Annotated in this window: 21 protein-coding genes; 14 read left to right on the forward strand and 7 right to left on the reverse strand. The window is 68.6% G+C overall.

All coding sequences use genetic code 11. The features are described from left to right. The 7 genes from H8R17_RS14675 to H8R17_RS14705 form a co-directional block, all read right to left on the reverse strand. Nucleotides 1-267: a hypothetical protein gene (locus H8R17_RS14675; protein ID WP_262505254.1), complete on the reverse strand. Its 267-nt coding sequence runs from the start codon at nucleotides 265-267 to the stop codon at nucleotides 1-3. Between the two features lie 50 nt (nucleotides 268-317). Continuing rightward, nucleotides 318-1,520 carry an enoyl-CoA hydratase/isomerase family protein gene (locus H8R17_RS14680; protein WP_187823623.1) on the reverse strand — a complete coding sequence of 401 codons (1,203 nt, stop codon included), beginning with the start codon at nucleotides 1,518-1,520 and terminating at the stop codon, nucleotides 318-320. Nucleotide 1,521: 1 nt separating this feature from the next. Beyond that, nucleotides 1,522-1,821, reverse strand: coding sequence for a hypothetical protein (locus H8R17_RS14685; protein WP_187823624.1), 300 nt, complete (start codon nucleotides 1,819-1,821; stop codon nucleotides 1,522-1,524). A gap of 60 nt (nucleotides 1,822-1,881) precedes the next feature. Next, nucleotides 1,882-2,973 carry a hypothetical protein gene (locus tag H8R17_RS14690; protein ID WP_187823625.1) on the reverse strand — a complete coding sequence of 364 codons (1,092 nt, stop codon included), beginning with the start codon at nucleotides 2,971-2,973 and terminating at the stop codon, nucleotides 1,882-1,884. Continuing rightward, nucleotides 2,964-3,635 (reverse strand): hypothetical protein, encoded by a 672-nt coding sequence (locus H8R17_RS14695; RefSeq protein ID WP_187823626.1) that lies wholly within the window; start codon nucleotides 3,633-3,635, stop codon nucleotides 2,964-2,966. Before H8R17_RS14695 ends, H8R17_RS14690 begins: the two co-directional genes overlap by 10 nt. A 217-nt stretch (nucleotides 3,636-3,852) precedes the next feature. After that, nucleotides 3,853-4,197: a hypothetical protein gene (locus tag H8R17_RS14700; RefSeq protein ID WP_187823733.1), complete on the reverse strand. Its 345-nt coding sequence runs from the start codon at nucleotides 4,195-4,197 to the stop codon at nucleotides 3,853-3,855. After that, nucleotides 4,194-4,493 carry a hypothetical protein gene (locus tag H8R17_RS14705; RefSeq protein ID WP_187823734.1) on the reverse strand — a complete coding sequence of 100 codons (300 nt, stop codon included), beginning with the start codon at nucleotides 4,491-4,493 and terminating at the stop codon, nucleotides 4,194-4,196. The genes H8R17_RS14700 and H8R17_RS14705 overlap by 4 nt, the downstream gene beginning before the upstream one ends. A gap of 160 nt (nucleotides 4,494-4,653) precedes the next feature. Between H8R17_RS14705 and H8R17_RS14710 the strand changes: the two genes are divergently transcribed. The 14 genes from H8R17_RS14710 to H8R17_RS14775 all read left to right on the forward strand — a co-directional run bounded on the left by H8R17_RS14710 (nucleotide 4,654) and on the right by H8R17_RS14775 (nucleotide 15,345). After that, nucleotides 4,654-4,944 carry a winged helix-turn-helix domain-containing protein gene (locus H8R17_RS14710; RefSeq protein ID WP_187823627.1) on the forward strand — a complete coding sequence of 97 codons (291 nt, stop codon included), beginning with the start codon at nucleotides 4,654-4,656 and terminating at the stop codon, nucleotides 4,942-4,944. Nucleotides 4,945-5,093: 149 nt separating this feature from the next. Continuing rightward, a complete protein-coding gene (locus H8R17_RS14715) occupies nucleotides 5,094-5,306 on the forward strand; it encodes a hypothetical protein (protein ID WP_187823628.1) in 213 nt (70 codons plus the stop codon). Nucleotides 5,307-5,442: 136 nt separating this feature from the next. After that, on the forward strand, nucleotides 5,443-5,751 hold the full coding sequence (locus H8R17_RS14720) for a hypothetical protein (RefSeq protein ID WP_187823629.1): 309 nt from the start codon (nucleotides 5,443-5,445) through the stop codon (nucleotides 5,749-5,751). A gap of 209 nt (nucleotides 5,752-5,960) precedes the next feature. Next, the gene (locus H8R17_RS14725) at nucleotides 5,961-6,425 is read left to right on the forward strand and encodes a hypothetical protein (protein ID WP_187823630.1); all 465 of its coding nucleotides are present in this window, start codon (nucleotides 5,961-5,963) and stop codon (nucleotides 6,423-6,425) included. 229 nt (nucleotides 6,426-6,654) lie between these two features. Then, nucleotides 6,655-8,760, forward strand: a complete 2,106-nt coding sequence (locus tag H8R17_RS14730; protein ID WP_187823631.1) for a glycosyltransferase — start codon at nucleotides 6,655-6,657, stop codon at nucleotides 8,758-8,760. Between the two features lie 52 nt (nucleotides 8,761-8,812). Further along, nucleotides 8,813-9,541, forward strand: a complete 729-nt coding sequence (locus H8R17_RS14735; RefSeq protein WP_187823632.1) for a hypothetical protein — start codon at nucleotides 8,813-8,815, stop codon at nucleotides 9,539-9,541. A 17-nt stretch (nucleotides 9,542-9,558) separates the two neighbouring features. Beyond that, nucleotides 9,559-10,407: a hypothetical protein gene (locus H8R17_RS14740; protein ID WP_187823633.1), complete on the forward strand. Its 849-nt coding sequence runs from the start codon at nucleotides 9,559-9,561 to the stop codon at nucleotides 10,405-10,407. After that, the gene (locus H8R17_RS14745) at nucleotides 10,404-11,711 is read left to right on the forward strand and encodes a CpaF family protein (RefSeq protein ID WP_187823634.1); all 1,308 of its coding nucleotides are present in this window, start codon (nucleotides 10,404-10,406) and stop codon (nucleotides 11,709-11,711) included. Before H8R17_RS14740 ends, H8R17_RS14745 begins: the two co-directional genes overlap by 4 nt. A 2-nt stretch (nucleotides 11,712-11,713) precedes the next feature. Next, the gene (locus H8R17_RS14750) at nucleotides 11,714-12,700 is read left to right on the forward strand and encodes a type II secretion system F family protein (RefSeq protein WP_262505255.1); all 987 of its coding nucleotides are present in this window, start codon (nucleotides 11,714-11,716) and stop codon (nucleotides 12,698-12,700) included. Then, nucleotides 12,697-13,620 (forward strand): type II secretion system F family protein, encoded by a 924-nt coding sequence (locus tag H8R17_RS14755; protein WP_187823635.1) that lies wholly within the window; start codon nucleotides 12,697-12,699, stop codon nucleotides 13,618-13,620. The genes H8R17_RS14750 and H8R17_RS14755 overlap by 4 nt, the downstream gene beginning before the upstream one ends. A gap of 87 nt (nucleotides 13,621-13,707) precedes the next feature. After that, nucleotides 13,708-13,959 (forward strand): hypothetical protein, encoded by a 252-nt coding sequence (locus tag H8R17_RS14760; RefSeq protein ID WP_187823636.1) that lies wholly within the window; start codon nucleotides 13,708-13,710, stop codon nucleotides 13,957-13,959. Between the two features lie 103 nt (nucleotides 13,960-14,062). Then, a complete protein-coding gene (locus tag H8R17_RS14765) occupies nucleotides 14,063-14,443 on the forward strand; it encodes a TadE family protein (RefSeq protein WP_262505263.1) in 381 nt (126 codons plus the stop codon). Continuing rightward, on the forward strand, nucleotides 14,444-14,881 hold the full coding sequence (locus tag H8R17_RS14770; protein ID WP_187823637.1) for a TadE/TadG family type IV pilus assembly protein: 438 nt from the start codon (nucleotides 14,444-14,446) through the stop codon (nucleotides 14,879-14,881). Next, nucleotides 14,878-15,345: a pilus assembly protein TadG-related protein gene (locus H8R17_RS14775; RefSeq protein WP_187823638.1), complete on the forward strand. Its 468-nt coding sequence runs from the start codon at nucleotides 14,878-14,880 to the stop codon at nucleotides 15,343-15,345. Before H8R17_RS14770 ends, H8R17_RS14775 begins: the two co-directional genes overlap by 4 nt. Nucleotides 15,346-15,565 lie beyond the last annotated feature (220 nt).

The raw sequence follows: 15,565 nt of genomic DNA on the forward strand, positions 1-15,565 counted from the left end.
TCACCACCACCCGAAGGACGAACCAGGACGAATCCTCAACCCCGACCGACCACCCCAGGCCGGCGCGCGCACGTGAATGATCGAGGCCCACAGCGGCTCCTCGCCCCGCGGGTAGATGTCCCGGACCAACTTCTGCACGGCTTCGGCCCGTTCGGTCTCGTCTAGGGAGACCTCGATGGCGTGCAGGCCTTCGGGGAGATGTATGGACATGGGCGGCAGTGCCATGCCTTCCACGCCCAGGATCTGGAGTTCTTTGGCATTGTCCATACTGTGACTGTTTCTTCTCGCTCGGTTGCTGCGATCACGTACGGACGCATTCAGTTCCCGTAAGCGGTATTCGCAATGGTGTTGGCCTTGTGCCCGGTGAGCCCCGCCTTGATGGTGGCGTCCAAGGCGCGACCCGCGTTGCTCATCGGTGCGATCACTTCGGCGCTCTTGACGAACGGCAGCTTGGACCCGATCAGGTTGATTCCCTGGGTGCCGAGCCATTGTCCTTGGCGGATGTTCTGCAGTCCGCTCTCGACGGCGAGAGCCATACGGCTGCCGCCCTGGCCGAGTTTGACGACGGGAGTGGCCTTCAAGGGGCCGAAGAGGACGAATGTCTTGCTGATGTCGGTCGCCCCGCGGTAACCGGAGCCGAGCTTGGCGGCGCGCGCGGTGGCGTTGGTGCCCTTGGCGAGCGCGGCGGTCCCGGTCAAGCCCTTGACACCGGGCAGGATACCGAGGGCATCGAACCCGATGGTGGCCCAACTGACGTCCGCGCCAGCCGCTTTGGCTGCCAGGTGGGCCAGTAGGGCCGCTCCACTCGTGACCATCGCCGCAGCAGCGAAGATCGCTCCGATCGGCTCGAAGGGGGCGGTGATGATGGCCAGCACGCCCAAGGCGCTGCTGACCAGGCTCAGTACGTCACCGATCTGCTTGATGAGGTCGGCGTGGTCCTTGAGCCACTGCCCGGTGGCGTCCCAGGCGTCCGCGACTCCCTTGACGAGCTTGTCCCAGAAGCCGGGCTCGTTGGGGGCGATGTCGGCGGCCTTGTCCAGTTCCTTGCTGATCTGGCCGGCGGCCCGCTTGTAACGCTCTTCGAGGTCGTGGACCTTCTGGATGACTCCGTTGACCGCGCTGGAGGCCTCGCCGAGTTCCTTGCTGCCCTTGCCCTCGGCTTTTCCTTCGGCCTTCTCCTTGGCGTCGAGCTTCTCCCCGGCGGACTTCTCCAGCCGGTCCGTCTCGTCCTGGAAGTCCTGGAGTTCGCCCGCCCACCGGTGCAGAGCGCGGGAGGCCTTGTCGAAGGATTCATGGCTCTTGCGGATGAGCGGGGTGACGTCCTCGCCGATGTACTCGGTGAAGGCGAGTGCGGTCTTGCCCTTCCAGGCGCCGCACTCGATCCGTTCCAGCTCGCTCACCGCGGTGCCCAGTTCGCCTGCCAGCTTGCCGAGCTGCTTGGCGAGTTCCCGGGTGTCCTCCACGCTTCCCGGAGTGGGGTCCCAGCCTATGTTCGGGAGGGAGGGCCGCTGCCCTGCCACGTCACTTGCCCTTCTTCTTGACCTTGAGCGATTCGGCCAGCTCCAGGTCGAGTCCGCCGAACGACTCACCGATCTTATTGATCATCTTCACCGCGCCGTGGGTGTGCTTACCGAGTTGTTTGATGCCATATCCCCATTCGTCGGCAAAGTCCTGTACATCCTCGATGAGTTTGCTCTCTCCGACGGCGGAGGCGTCTGTGCCGCGCAGGGCGCGGCGGGTGTCCTCCATCCGGTCGCTTATGGAGGAGAAGGTCTTCTTCAGGTGCGCGAAGATGGTGTCGTCGAGGCGCAGATCGCTCATGTCGGTTTCTGTCTTTCCTGGTGGCAGTCCCCTGCGGCGTCGTGCATCGCCTATGCCGGATCAGCGGTTGATGGCTTGGATCTCCTGGACGGTGATGTCCTGGTCGTTGCCGAAGGTGCCGTTCGGGAGGTCGCCGCCGGCGCCGCCGGTGCCGGTCCAGTTGATCTCCCAGGTGATGGTGGCCTGGAGTTTGAATGTGCCGTTGCCGGAGGAGCGGAGGTACGTGATGCCGCACGGCGGGGTTTGGTCTGCCTTGCCCTTGGCGTAGGGCTCGCCGATGGAGCCGTCGGCGTTGATGGCGCACTCGCCGGAGGCCGGGTAGGTCTCGGCGTCCTCGGTGCCCGGCTCCAGCTTGAGGGAGACTGGCTTGGCGGTGGTGGTGGCCTGGATGTTGAGGCCGGGGGCGTTGATGGCCGCGGTGGCCTGGACCTCGTCGAAGACGGCCTTGTCGAGCCAGGCCCAGGTCGGCAGGTTCACTTTGGTGTTGGCCTCGGGGGCGAGGGTGACCTTCGTGTCGGGGAGCTGCATGTGCTGGTAGGCGAGAGCGGCGAGTATCTCGGGGCTGATGGCCTCTTCGTACTGGGGCGGCGGGGCCTCGCCGTTGGCGACCCAGAAGGGGAGGTCACTGCACGAGTTCCGCTTGAGGGCGTCCGGCTCGTTGGGGTTCTCGACGCCGGCCCAGAACATCCCCTCGCCGTCCTTCTCGACGTTGTAGTCCTTGTAGCCGGGAGTGTCGGTCCAGCCGTACCCGTCCTCGTAGTGGCGCTGCGTCTCGCCGAGCCCTGAAGCCGCGGTGCCGGTCATGCCGGGTGTGTTCGGTTGGCGCTCGATGCTCTTGGACATCTTTTCCTTGAAGTCCTTGGCGCCGAGGTAGGGGGCGTACCAGCAGGGCGGTGGTGTCCAGTTGACGTCCGAGGACGTCACGTTTCCGGTGCTGCCGTCCTTGGTTACGGCTCCGGCGTACTGGATGCTTGCGGCGGCGTAGATGCCGGTTTTGTCGCTGCCACCCTTCTCTCCCGCGCCGCCGCCCTTGCCGTAATCCACGGGTTCCGCCGCGGCGTTGGATGCCGTGAGGATGAGCGCGCTGATCGCAAGGGGCAGGGCAGCAGTGCGGGTGCCGAGGACCGTACGTCGTGACCTGTTCACTGGCACTTTTCCGCCCCCGTCTCGACGAACACCTTGGATGCCTGCCAAAGGCCCTTGCTTGTGGGGAACTTGACCATGATGATCTTGTAGTAGCCGAAGTCCTTGAGGCTTGGCTGGGTCTTCAGGACTTTCCCCGTCTTGACCTCTTTGCCGTAGAACTTCCCGGTGTCCGCGCAGAACGCGACCTCTACGGATTTACCGTTCGGGGCGGATCGTGTGGTTGCATCGTAGTGACGGCGGGTGCCGTGGGCGGTCCAGCCACCCTTGATCCATTCGTTGATCTGTACCTGCGCGTAGTGGAGTCCCTCGCCGGTGGCGTAGGCGGTCACGGCCGCGTCCTTGGTCGTGCGCTTGGCGACGCCTCGGTAGATGGCGCGGAGGTAGTTGGCGGCGTCGTCCATCGCGGCCGCTTCGTTCTTGTCCTTCGGCTTGTCCCAGTCGAAGACCAGGTTCATGTCCTTGGGCAGGGACACGTCCACGCCGTCGGGATTGTCCTCCGCCGGTGCTGCCGACGGTTTCGCAGACTCCTTCGGCGTCTCCGTTCCCTGGTCGGCGCCGGCGATCTTGTCGTTGTTGCTGGACTTGTCGTCCCCGCTACCGCAGGCCGTCAACAGCAGTGCTGCCGTCGCCGCCAGCGCGGCAGCAACGGGCATTGGGCGGCGCTTCACAGTGGGCTCCCCGTGAGACAGAAGTTCAGTCAAGAGCACTGACGGTATCGGTGAGGTTCCCGGTTTCACCAGAGCGAACTTCCGCGAGAGCAGGGGCAATTCGGGGCGTATCGGGCTCTCGGGGTGCTGGCTGTGTCCTGATCGTGCCCAACGGGTGATGGCCCCGGATGCCGCGGTGTGCGGCGTCCGGGGCCGTGGTGCTGAGGCGCTCGATTCGCTAGTGCGGTGTCCTGCATCTCGGGCAGGCGCAGGGTGGGTACGTCGATGTGCAGGGGGCCAGGGTGGTGCCTGCGTCGGCCAGGATCTCGACTCTGCCGCGGTCGTTGGTCACCGTTTCCTCGGTGTCGATCTTGTAGACGCGGAGGGTGAGACGGGAGCGGCGGTGGGTGGGGTTCAGGATTTCGGTGGTCTGGTCTGTCGGGGGTGGGTAGTGGGGGGCGCAGTCCGGGCAGGCGTACACGTTGAAGCCGGGGCCTGTGGGGGCGTGGACCTGGTGGACCAGGACCGGTGCGTCCGTGCTGCGCTCGCAGCGGGCGCACATCCGGAGGGCCGGGCGGGTCATCGGGTGGCCGCCGGGACTCGTACGCCGTGGATGTGCTTGGGGCCCATGCCGGTGCCGAGGGATGCCAAGCGGGCGGCTCGGCGGTGTTCGCGTTGGCGGTGGTGTTCGGTGGGGTCCAGTACGTAGGGGCGGACGAGGCGGGATGCGCTGCCGTCGAGGAGTTCCGTGAAGCGGGGACGGGGTGGCGGGGTGGGGGTGATCTGTAGGGGTGGGGCGGTGCCGAGGCGACGGCCTCGGGGGCGTGGGGTGCAGAGAGTCAGCGTCCACGCGAGGGCGCGGACGATAAGGTCCAGCATGTCGACGCTCCTTGTCAGCGTTGGCCACGCCCCGGGACGGCCATCATCCGTCGCCGGGGTCTTTCGCTTGATTAGCCTACATTGCTGCGCATGTCAGTGCATAGCAGTGCGCAGCAACACGTTCATCGTTGCAGCTCAAGGCTGTTTTACGGTGGTTGTTATGGCAGCAGACACCGGTGATTCGCCGATCGACCCCAACAAGATCGCGTACGTCTATATGCAGGTGGCTGACCACATTGCTGCCCGGATCGCGTCGGGTGAGCTGAGGCCTGGAGCGCGGCTGCCCGGCGAGCGGGATCTCGGCGAGGAGTACGGAGTTGCGTATCTGACCGCCCGCCGCGCCATCCGCGAGCTCCGTGAACGCGGCCTCGTAGTCACGCTCCCCGCGAAGGGGACCTTCGTCGCGTACCCCGCTGAAGCCAATGAGTCCGAGAACAGCGAGCGGGAGTAGCCAGGAACGTGCCCATCGCACTCGTGCTGTCCGTGAGGCCACGGCTGCCCACCGCGCTGCGACCGCTTCCGGGGAACCCCTGCTGAAGGTCGGCTTGCTCGTTCCCGACCAGCCATAATCCTCGTAGGAGGTGAGCTGTCGTGTCCGTCATGAGCGACTTGATCGAGCGGGGCGGTATCCCCGAGGGCTACCAGGCCGAGATCTTCGACGGGAGGTTGATCATGACCCCGCAGAGCCCGGAGCAGCATTGGACCGTCCGGGACGTCGAAGGTGCGGTCACGGCTGCCGGTATCGCCCGCGAGCGGGTCTTTGGCGATGTGCTGATCACCTTCCCCGGCGAGACGACGCCGCGCCGGACCTGACGATCGTCGGCTTCGACGCCGAGCGCCGGAAGAACAGCTACTCGTGTCTCGACGTGCTGGCGGTGGTCGAGGTCCCGTCAGAGCCGGAGGACGAGAAGGATTACTCTGACCGGCTCGTACCACCGTCGCCACTCCCGTGGCGCTCAGAGTCGACGCCGGTACCGCCGATGCCGATCCGCAGAGCTGCACCTATGACCTGGTCAAGGGCAAGGACGGCTACTTGGTCGACGGAGAGGATGCCGGGTGCAAGGCCACGTACCGCCGGTCGTCCGGCAGCGGAACCTATCCCTTCAAGGCGTCCATCACCTGGAAGGTGACGTGGACCGACTCGGCCGACCCGGAGGGTCCGCCGCAGCAGCCCGGTCTGCCGGATGGGTTGTCCACGTTCGAGCAGGACGTGGCAGTCAAGGAGATCCAGTCCGTGAATCGCTCCACGAGTCGCTGACCAGGCCGAAGTTGCTGGAACGGGGAGTACATCTGTATGGACGTGTACGGCGTGCAGTCGGTCGCGCAGAGCGAGACGGGGGAGACAGGGGCCGTGCCGCGGCGCACGCTCAACAGTCTGAAGTGGGCCCTTCTGCTTCCGCTGACGGGTGTTGCTGCCTGGGTTGTCGAGCAGTACCCGTACGGCCTGTGGGTGGGGGCTGTTTCACCTTGGCGGTCGCTGCTGCCGCTGCCATCGTCGCCGGTGGCAGTTGGCATCGGGCGGGGGCCGCGACGGTTGGGGCGTTTGCTGTACTGGCGTTGCCCTTCTTTGCCGGGCCCGCGTTCTGCGAGACGTACATCAAACAGTTCGGGGAGCGCGTGCACGGTGTTGTGGCGGACACCGGGGAGCGGCGGGGGGTGAAGAGGAGCAAGGTGCTGTCCGTGTGCCGGGTCGTCGACACCTCTGGTGCCGTGCAAGACCTGTCTGAGCAGCAGAACTGCCACGGTCAGTTCAAAGCGGGGCAGCACATCATCCTCTTCAAGGATCCGGTGGGTGGGCTTGATCCGTGGGTGGAAGGACTGCCCGGTGAGCGGGACCTCGACGTCCTCGCCCTGCAGATCACGGCGGGGCTTCTTCTGGTGAGTGGTTCGGCCCTGTTCTATGCCAGGCAGCGGCGGCGGTCCGAGAGGTGACTTCTTGGGGCCCGGTGGCTGGATGGCCAGGGCGCTTGGGAACGTGGGCCCCACAAATCGTAGGACCCCTCCCCCGCGAGAGTCCGTGTTATGGCCATGCAATTGGCACGCCGTAACTACACTCGCGCCCCATGCGTAACACCAGCCCCGCCACGCAGTGGATGCCGACCAGAGGCCGCGTCTCCCGGAGGGGAGGAGCGAGGGAAGACCCCGGGGCAGGTGATGTCCCGTGACGGCCCAGGCCCAAAAGGCTCAGAAGGCTCGGAGGGCCCGTCACAAACAGGCCCGCGACCCCCGCGGCCACTGGCTGTTACTGGCCCTCCTCCTCCCCGTCCTGTTCGGCCTCCTCCTCTTCCAGGGCTGGACCGAGCACGAGGTCGACGCCGCGAAGGACCGGGCGCCGTGCACCTCGCCCGTGCCGGACGCCGTGGCCCGCGGCGGACCCGTGATCGGCATCAACGGCAACGGGATCCAGACCGCGTCGATGCCCGCTCGCACCCTCGCCCTCACCTTCGACGGCGGCCCCGAACCCGTGTGGACCCCGCGCCTGCTCGACCTGCTGGACCGCTACCGGGCACGCGCCACCTTCTTCGTCAACGGCGCCCGCGCCGCCGAGCACCCCGACCTGATCAAACGCATCCGCGCCGAGGGCCACGAGATCGGCTCGAACACCTACACCGGCGCCGTCCTCGGCCAGTCCTCCGCCGCCCGCTTCTCCGCCGAACTCGGCCTGACCCAGACCGCGTTGGCCGGTGCCACCGGCCTGCACACCAACCTGCTGCGGATGCCGCGCACCACCACCCCGGAAACCCTGTGCGGCCGGGACTGGCAGGCGGCGCGGCGGGCCACCGACCGCGGGTACGTGCTCGTCGCCGCCGACACGGGCACCCGGAAACCGGCCCAGGGCACCGTCCGGCAGCTGAGCCACACGCAGACCGCGTACGACGAGGCCGAGCGGCTGCTGAAGAACCGCACCGTGGACCGGTTCACCACCGTGTCGCAGGCGGCCGACCTCGTCCCGTACGACTCCGCGTCCAGTGCCGACCGGTGGCAGGGGCAGGGGTTCCTCTGGGCCACGGCCGCCGGGCGGGCCTTCTCCGACGCCCTGACCTGGACCCTGGTGATCGCCGGCGGGCTCGGCGTGCTGCGCCTGCTGCTGCTCGCCCTGTTCGCCCGCGCCCACGTCCGGCGCCTGGCCCGCTTCCGCCCCGGCGCGCCCTGGATGCAGGAGGTGACCGGGCCGGTGACAGTGCTCGTCCCGGCGTACAACGAAGAGGCCGGGATCGAGGCCACCGTCCGCTCGCTGCTCGACTCCACCCACCAGCAGCTGCAGATCGTCGTGATCGACGACGGGTCCACCGACCGTACGGCCGACATCGCGGCGGGGATCGGCGATCCGCGCGTGGAGGTCGTCCGCAAGGCCAACGGCGGGAAGGCCGCCGCGCTCAACGCCGGCCTCGCGCACGCCCGGTACGACATCGTGGTGATGGTCGACGCCAACACCGTCTTCGAACGCGACGCGATCCAGCGGATCATCCAGCCGCTCGCGCACCCGGCCGTCGGCGCCGTCAGCGGCAATACCAAGGTCGGCAACCGGCGGCATCCCCCTGCCCGGCCCATGGGGGCGATGACCTCCTCGCCCTTGACGAACGGCAGCTTCGAACCGATGGCGTTGATGCCCGGGGTGCCGAGGATCTGCCCCTTGCGGAAGTTCTGCAGCCCGCTCTCCACCGCCAGCGTCAGCCTGCTGCCCCCTTCCCCCAGCTTCACCATGGGCGCGGCCTTCAACGGCCCGAACAGCACGAACGACTTGCTGAGGCTGGTCACTCCCCGGTACCCCTCGCCCAGCTCCTCCGCCCGCGCGGCCGCGTTGGCGCCCTTGGCCAGCTCGGCGCTGCCCGTCAGTCCCTTCACACCCGGCAGGATGCCGAGCGCGTCGAAGCCGATCTCGGTCCAGCCGACGTCCGCACCGGCCGCCTTGGCGACCGCGTGGCTCAGCAGGGCCGCCCCGCTGGTGATCATCGCCCCGGCGGCGAAGATCGCGCCCAGCGGTTCGAAGGGAGCGGTGATGATGGCCAGCATCCCCAGGACGCCGCTCGCCAGGCTCAGGACGTCACCGATCGTCTTGATGAGGTCGCTGGCCTGCGGGCGCCCGAAGTTGCAGATGGGTAACGGCGCCTGCGCCGGGGATCGTGAGTTCGGACGCGTATTGAGGGGCTTATGTGCGGCTGATACGGTGCGATGGCTTGACACTCACTCCAGTCATGGGTATTCGGCCACCTCGGGCGCTAGGTCCCGCGCGGACACCCAACGAGTGAAGTGTCCTAATTCGTAGAGAATTTGGCAGACGTGGCAGACAATTTCTTGGGTGTACGGGGAGCGGTTGCGTGAAGATCCAAGAGCGTACGGGGGCGGGCGCCGGTCGTTCCGCCGCTCCGGCTCAGCCGTCGGTCGGTGACCGCCTTCCCACGCCGCCTCGCGAGCGCAAACCGGCGTTGGCCGCGCTGGCGGTGCTGCTGATTCTGGTCGGGGCGCTCGGTGCGACGATGCTCGTGCTGCAGGCCGGGGACCGGGTCGAGGTCGTCAAGGTGACGAAGGAGATCCAGGCCGGGGAGTCCGTCACCAACAGCAACGTGACCTCCGTGATGGTGGCCGCCGACGACAGCATCAACTACGTCAAGTGGTCCGAGCTGGACGCCATCAAGAGCTACAAGGCCAAGAGCACGCTCTACCCGGGGACCCTGGCGGTCGGTGAGATGTTCGCCAAGTCCAACAGCCTGCCCGCCGGCAAGGCTTCCGTGGGCCTGGCCCTCAAGGAGGGCCAGTACCCGGCGGACATCAAGTCCGGTGACGTCGTGGCCGCCTACCATGTCAGCACCACCGATTCGAGCAGCTCCAACAGCTCCGACTCCTCTTCGAGCGGAAGCTCGTCCTCGTCCTCCGGAAACGCCCTCGTCGAGAACGCGCGCGTGAACTCCGTCGCGGAAGACAGCGACGCCACCGTGAGCACCGGCAACCTCTCGCTCACCCTCATCGTCGACGAGGCCGACGCGGCCGCGCTCGCCTCCGCCGCGGCCGCCGGCCAGGTCGCCATCGTGCACGTCCCCGGCAACTAAAAGGCGGCTCCCCACCCATGGCGCTCATCGCTCTCGCCGCCGACAAGGGATCCCCCGGCGTCACCACCGCGGCCGTCGCCCTCGCGGCGGTCTGGCCGCGGCGTGTCCTGCTCGCCGAGACCGACCCGGCGGGCGGCGACCTCGTCTACCGCAGTGCCGCTGCGCACGGCGGGCCGCTCAACCCGAACACCGGGATGCTGTCGATCGCCGCGACCGCCCGGCGCGGCCTCGTGCCCGATCAGCTCTGGGATCATGTCCAGCCGCTCAGCGGCGGGCTGGAAGTTCTCGTCGGGCTCGGGATTTCCGAGCAGGCCGCGGGGCTCGCGGGGCTGTGGCCCACCCTCGGGCACGCTTTCTCCGCGCTCGCCGACTCCCCGCACGCAGCCGCCGACGTCATCGCCGACTGCGGCCGCATCAGCGGGGACACCCCGGCCGTCGACCTGTTCCCGCACGCCGCCCTCGTGCTGCTCATCTCGCGCACCGAGCCGGAGGCCATCGCCCGTGTCCGGGACCGCGCCGCCGCCCTGGCCGCCAAGCGGCACGGCGGACCGCGCGGTGCCGCCAACCTGGGCATGCCGATGATCGGCGTGATCCTGATCGCCGACCCGGGCACCGCCGGCAAGCTCGCGAGCCAGGTCAACGACATGCTCGTACACGCCCAGACCGGCGCCCGGGTGGTCGGCACCCTCGCCGAGGACCCGGCCGGCGCCGACCAGTTGGCCGGCCGCAGGCGCGGGCGCCTCGACAGGTCGCTGCTGATCCGCTCGGCCCGCAAGATCACCGCTGACCTCTACCAGCAGTACGGCGCCGCCTGGACCGTACCCCCCCAGGGCCAGGTCAACGGCCACGCGGGGGCCGGCGCATGACCGCTGTCGACCACCAGTTGGTCAAGCGGTTCCGGCAGGACGCCGGTGACCGCATCGCCGAGCAGCGCCGCCTCGACCAGGCCTCCGGCGTCTCGCCGATGTCCACCGAGGACGAGCGGCAGTACGCCCGCGCGGTCATAGCCCAGATTCTGGAGGAGTACGCCCGGACGGAGATCAACGCCGGGCGTACGCCGCTGGACGCCGAGACCGAGGAGCAGTACGCGGCCGCTGTGCACGCCGCGCTGTTCGGCGTCGGGCGGCTCCAGCCACTCCTGGACGACCCCGAGGTCGAGAACATCGACATCAACGGCTGCGACCAGGTGTTCGTGGGGTTCGCGGACGGGCGCGAGGTCAAGGGCGATCCCGTCGCCGAGACCGACGAGGAGCTCATCGAGCTCATCCAGGTGCTCGGTGCGTACTCCGGACTGTCGTCCCGGCCCTTCGACTCCGCCAACCCGCAGCTCGACCTGCGCCTGCCGGACGGCTCGCGACTGTCGGCCGTCATGGACGTCGCCCGCCGTCCCGCGCTGTCCATCCGCCGGGCGCGCATGGGCAAGGTGTTCATCTCCGACCTCGTCGGCAACGCCACGCTCACCCCCGAGGTCGCGCACTTCCTCGCCTGCGCGGTCCGGGCCCGCAAGAACATCATGATCGCGGGCGCGACCAACGCCGGTAAGACCACGCTGCTGCGCGCCCTCGCCAACGAGATCCCGCCGCACGAACGTCTGATCACGGTGGAGCGTGCGCTGGAGCTCGGGCTCGACACCTTCCCCGACCTCCACCCGAACGTCGTCGCGTTCGAGGAGCGGCTGCCCAACTCCGAGGGCCAGGGCACCATCTCCATGGCCGAGCTGGTGCGCCGTTCGCTCCGTATGAACCCCTCCCGCGTCATCGTGGGTGAGGTGCTCGGCGACGAGATCGTGACCATGCTCAACGCGATGTCGCAGGGCAACGACGGCTCGCTGTCCACGATCCACGCCAACAGCTCCCACGAGGTCTTCAACCGTATTTCCACCTACGCGTTGCAGGCGTCCGAGCGGCTGCCCATCGAGGCCAGCCAGATGCTGATCGCGGGCGCGGTGAACTTCGTCGTCTTCGTCCAGCGGCGCAACAACTACGGCAACGGCGGCCGCCTCCAGCGCATGGTCACCTCCGTCCGCGAGGTCAACGGCGTCGACGGACGCGTGCTGTCCAGCGAGGTGTTCGCCGAGACGCCCGACGGGCGGATCGTGCCGCACGCGCCCCTCGGCTGCCTGGAGGACCTGATCGCGCACGGCTACCGGCCCACCGGAACGTGGGGGTGACCATGAAGCTCGCTGCACTCGGCTCGCTCGGTTCGATGGGCGGCCTGTTCTCCACCACCGTCCTGTACTCGATCGGCTGCGGCGTCGCCGTCGGCGGCGGCCTCGCGCTGCTCATGGTCGCCGTACGCGGACTGCCCCCCAAACCCGAGCACGAGAAGCAGAAGGCCAGCCGGCGCGCGAGCGAACTGATCCGGTTCGCCGGCCAGCGCGGCTCGCTCGCGGCCATCGTCGGCCTCGTCGTCCTGCTGCTCACCCGCTGGGCGGTGGCGGGCATCGCGGCCGCCGTCCTCGTCTTCTTCTGGGACCGCCTCTTCGGCGGCGCCGCGGAGGAACGCGCCGCCATGCGCCGCGTGGAGGCACTGGCCTCCTGGACGGAGTCGCTGCGCGACACGATCGCGGGCGCGGTCGGCCTGGAGCAGGCCATCCCGGCGTCCGCCCGCGCGGCGGGCCCCGTCCTGCGGCCCCACCTCGACGCTCTCGTCGACCGGCTGCGCGCCCGTACGCCGCTGCCCGACGCGCTCCAGCTGCTCGCCGACGAGATCGACGACGCCTCCGCGGACATCATCGTCGCTGCGCTCATCCTCAACGCCCGCCTGCGCGGCCCGGGTCTGCGCCAGGTACTGGGCGCGCTGGCCAAGTCGGCGCGCGAAGAGGTCGACATGCGCCAGCGCGTGATGGCCCAGCGGGCGTCCACCCGCCGTTCGGTGCAGATCGTGGTGGCCGTCTCGATCGCGTTCGTGCTCGGCCTGTCCATCTTCAACCGGGACTTCGTGGAGCCGTACGGCACCGCCCTCGGGCAGGTTGTCCTGGCCTGTGTCTGCGGTCTGTTCGCACTCGGCTTCTGGTGGCTGCGCAAGCTGTCCACCATCGAGACGCCAGAACGCTTCCTGGTGCGCGACGAGGTGGCGATCCAGTTCGTACGGCCCCGCACACCGGACGGCGCCGCTGGTGGGTGGCCCCAGCCGCAGGAAGAGGGGGTACGACGGTGAACCTGACGATGCCGATCGTCGTCGGCGCGGTCATCGGCCTGGGTATCTACGCCCTCGTACGGGCCCTTATGCCCAGCAAGCGGAGCGCGATCTCGCAGGTCGCGCGGATCGACGCGATGCGGGCGCGCGGCGCGGCGTACGAGTCGGCCCGCACTGCCAAGGACAGCGGCCGCCTCGGATCGCTGCGGGCCCAGGTCGGCCAGCGCGTCGCCGAGTTCTACCTCCAGCAGGGCTGGGAGCAGCGCTCGCTGCGCGCGGACCTGGCGGTGCTGGACCGCAGCTGGGAGAAGTTCCTGGCGACGAAGGTGCTGCTGGCGACGGGGGGCCTGTTCTTCGGCCCGTTCCTGTTCGCGGTGGTGTGGACGCTGGGCTTCGGCAGCGGCCCGGTCATCCCGGTGTGGCTGGCGCTGATGTTCGCGCTGGTCTTCTTCTTTCTGCCGGACCTGGAGGTACGGCGGGACGCGGCCGAGAAGCGGCGGGACCTGCGCCGGGTCATCGGCGCGTACCTCGACCTGGTGTCGATGAGCCTGGCCGGCGGCCGAGGGCTGCCGGAGGCGCTGATGGCGGCGGCCGAGATCTCCGACGGCTGGGCCAACCAGCGCATCAGGAACGCCCTCTCCGATGCCCGGATCACCGGCCTCAGCCAGTGGCAGGCGCTGGGGCAGCTCGGCGAGGAGCTGGGCGTCGAGGAGCTGAAGGACCTGTCGGCGTCCCTTGCGCTGGTCTCGGACGACGGCGCGAAGGTGCGTGAGTCGCTCGCCTCCCGCGCCGAGACCATGCGGCACCGCGAAATGGCCGAGATCGAGGGCAGCGCCGGCGAGAAGTCCCAGTCGATGCTTGTGGCCCAGTTGCTGCTGTGTGCCGGGTTCCTGGTGTTCCTGATCTTTCCTGCGGCGATGCGGGTGTTCCAGGTGCAGTGAGCCGTTCTCAGTGAGTAGTTCCTCACAACTCCAGACTCCAGAACTTCCGTGAACCGTTTTCGAAGGACTTCGAGAGGACAAGGCGTCATGAACGGACGTAACTTCCACACCGGCATCCCCGCCGTGGACTTCCTGGTCACCTTCCTGCAAGCCCGCGTGGACCGCGCCCGCTCCGGCGAACTGGACCGGGGCGCCTCCGCGGTCGAGTGGGTCATCATTTCGGCCGTTGTGGTAGCGATCGTTGGTGTGGTGGCGGCCATCATCAACGCCGCGCTGAAGAGTGGCGCCGACAAGGTCGGCGAATGCATCAAGGGCGCCGACGCCGGCAAGACCTGCTGAACGCTCGTACGGGACAACGGGGTTGCTGGTGGCCGTACGTCGCTGGGTACATCGCTGGGTACGCCGCCGGGTGGAGGCCGCCTCCGCCCGCGGCGACTCCGGCATGACCGCGATCGAGTTCGTGCTGCTCACGCCGGTCCTCTTCTTCATGATCTTCGCGACGGTGCAGTTCGCCCTGTACTTCTTCGCCGATCACGTGGCCCAGGCGGCGGCCCAGGCCGGCGCCCGCAAGGCGCGCGCCACGGCGGACGCGCGGCCGGGGGCGTGGCGGGGCGAGGCGCAGGACGTGGTGGACAGCTACATCAGCCAGCTGGGCCCGCAGCTGGTGATCGCGCCGGACGTGAAGATGGTGCAGCCGGAGCAGAACACGGTCGGGGTGGAGGTCACGGCCCGGATCCCGACGGTGTTCCCCGGGCTCGATCTGACGGTGCACGCGCAGTCGGTGGGGCCGGTGGAGCGGTTCGTGCAGGACGAAGGGAACTAGGTGGACGTCTCTTCCTGGAGCGACCGTCGGCCTCGCGATGCGAGGTGGGATGACGGCGGCCTGTCGACGGTCGAGGTGGTGATCCTCGCCCCGGTGATGATCCTGTTCATCCTGGTCCTGGTGGCGTTCGGGCAGCTGGTGGACGGCCGGGGCGCGCTGGACGGCGCGGCCCGGGACGCGGCCCGTGCGGGCTCGATCCAGAAGGACCACGGCACGGCGATGGCCGAGGCGAGGAAGGCGGCGGAGGCCGACCTGGCGGACGTCTGCTCCGGCCCGGTGACGGTGCGGCAGACGAGTCCGGGCTTCGAGCCGGACACCCTCTTCTCGGTCGAGGTCAGCTGCCAGGTACGGGGCCTGGCCATGCTCGGCCTGGACATCCCGACGACCCTGACGGCGACCTTCAGCTCGCCGCTGGATCCGTTCCGGAGGACGGCGTGAGAGACCGCGCACGTACGTGGCTGTCGTCGCGCAGGCGGCAGCTGGACGACCGGGGTTCGGGCGCCGGCGCGGTCATCATCTTCGCGTTGGTCTTCCTGTCCCTCTCGGCCTTCGTCATCGACGGCGGCATGTCCATCTCGAAGCGGGAACGCGCCGCCGACATCGCGGAACAGGCGGCCCGTTACGCCGCCCAGGACATCGACCGCGAGGCCCTCTACGAGAACCCGGAACTCAACGGCCTGGGGCCGATCAACTACGAGAACTGCAACGCGCGGGTGAAGGCCTTCGCCCGCGAGATGAACATGACGGGCGCGGACGTCGCCGCGACCCACTGCGTGGCGGCCGACGCCCAGCAGGTCGAGGTCGAGGTGCAGTTGACGTACTCCCCGGTCTTCACCGGCATGTTCTACGGCGGGGACGTCGTGGTCCACGGCCGGGCGGTCGCGGAGAACGAGGTCGGCTGACCGGCCGTTCCCCACGCGTTGGCCGACTCTCCCTTTCGCACGACCACGGCGGACGAGGATTCGTGTCTCCGGCGTCTGCGAGATGAACGGCGAGGGCGGCGACCTGCCCGACGGAACGTTCGGTATGGCGCAGGACGTGACGGTCCAGGAGATCCAGTCGGTGAACCGCTGAGCCCGGTTGCGGCCGTCCCGGAATATCCCACGGACCTGCACACAGTTC

Source organism: Streptomyces sp. TRM68367, assembly GCF_014495685.1.
Taxonomy (GTDB): Bacteria; Actinomycetota; Actinomycetes; order Streptomycetales; family Streptomycetaceae; genus Streptomyces.

Coding starts and splice junctions, on each gene's coding strand:
- H8R17_RS14675 (WP_262505254.1), bottom strand. CDS start 267: ATGGACAATGCCAAAGAACTCCAGATCCTGGGCGTGGAAGGCATGGCA.
- H8R17_RS14685 (WP_187823624.1), bottom strand. CDS start 1,821: ATGAGCGATCTGCGCCTCGACGACACCATCTTCGCGCACCTGAAGAAG.
- H8R17_RS14700 (WP_187823733.1), bottom strand. CDS start 4,197: ATGACCCGCCCGGCCCTCCGGATGTGCGCCCGCTGCGAGCGCAGCACG.
- H8R17_RS14705 (WP_187823734.1), bottom strand. CDS start 4,493: ATGCTGGACCTTATCGTCCGCGCCCTCGCGTGGACGCTGACTCTCTGC.
- H8R17_RS14710 (WP_187823627.1), top strand. CDS start 4,654: ATGGCAGCAGACACCGGTGATTCGCCGATCGACCCCAACAAGATCGCG.
- H8R17_RS14715 (WP_187823628.1), top strand. CDS start 5,094: ATGAGCGACTTGATCGAGCGGGGCGGTATCCCCGAGGGCTACCAGGCC.
- H8R17_RS14740 (WP_187823633.1), top strand. CDS start 9,559: ATGGCGCTCATCGCTCTCGCCGCCGACAAGGGATCCCCCGGCGTCACC.
- H8R17_RS14745 (WP_187823634.1), top strand. CDS start 10,404: ATGACCGCTGTCGACCACCAGTTGGTCAAGCGGTTCCGGCAGGACGCC.
- H8R17_RS14750 (WP_262505255.1), top strand. CDS start 11,714: ATGAAGCTCGCTGCACTCGGCTCGCTCGGTTCGATGGGCGGCCTGTTC.
- H8R17_RS14760 (WP_187823636.1), top strand. CDS start 13,708: ATGAACGGACGTAACTTCCACACCGGCATCCCCGCCGTGGACTTCCTG.
- H8R17_RS14765 (WP_262505263.1), top strand. CDS start 14,063: ATGACCGCGATCGAGTTCGTGCTGCTCACGCCGGTCCTCTTCTTCATG.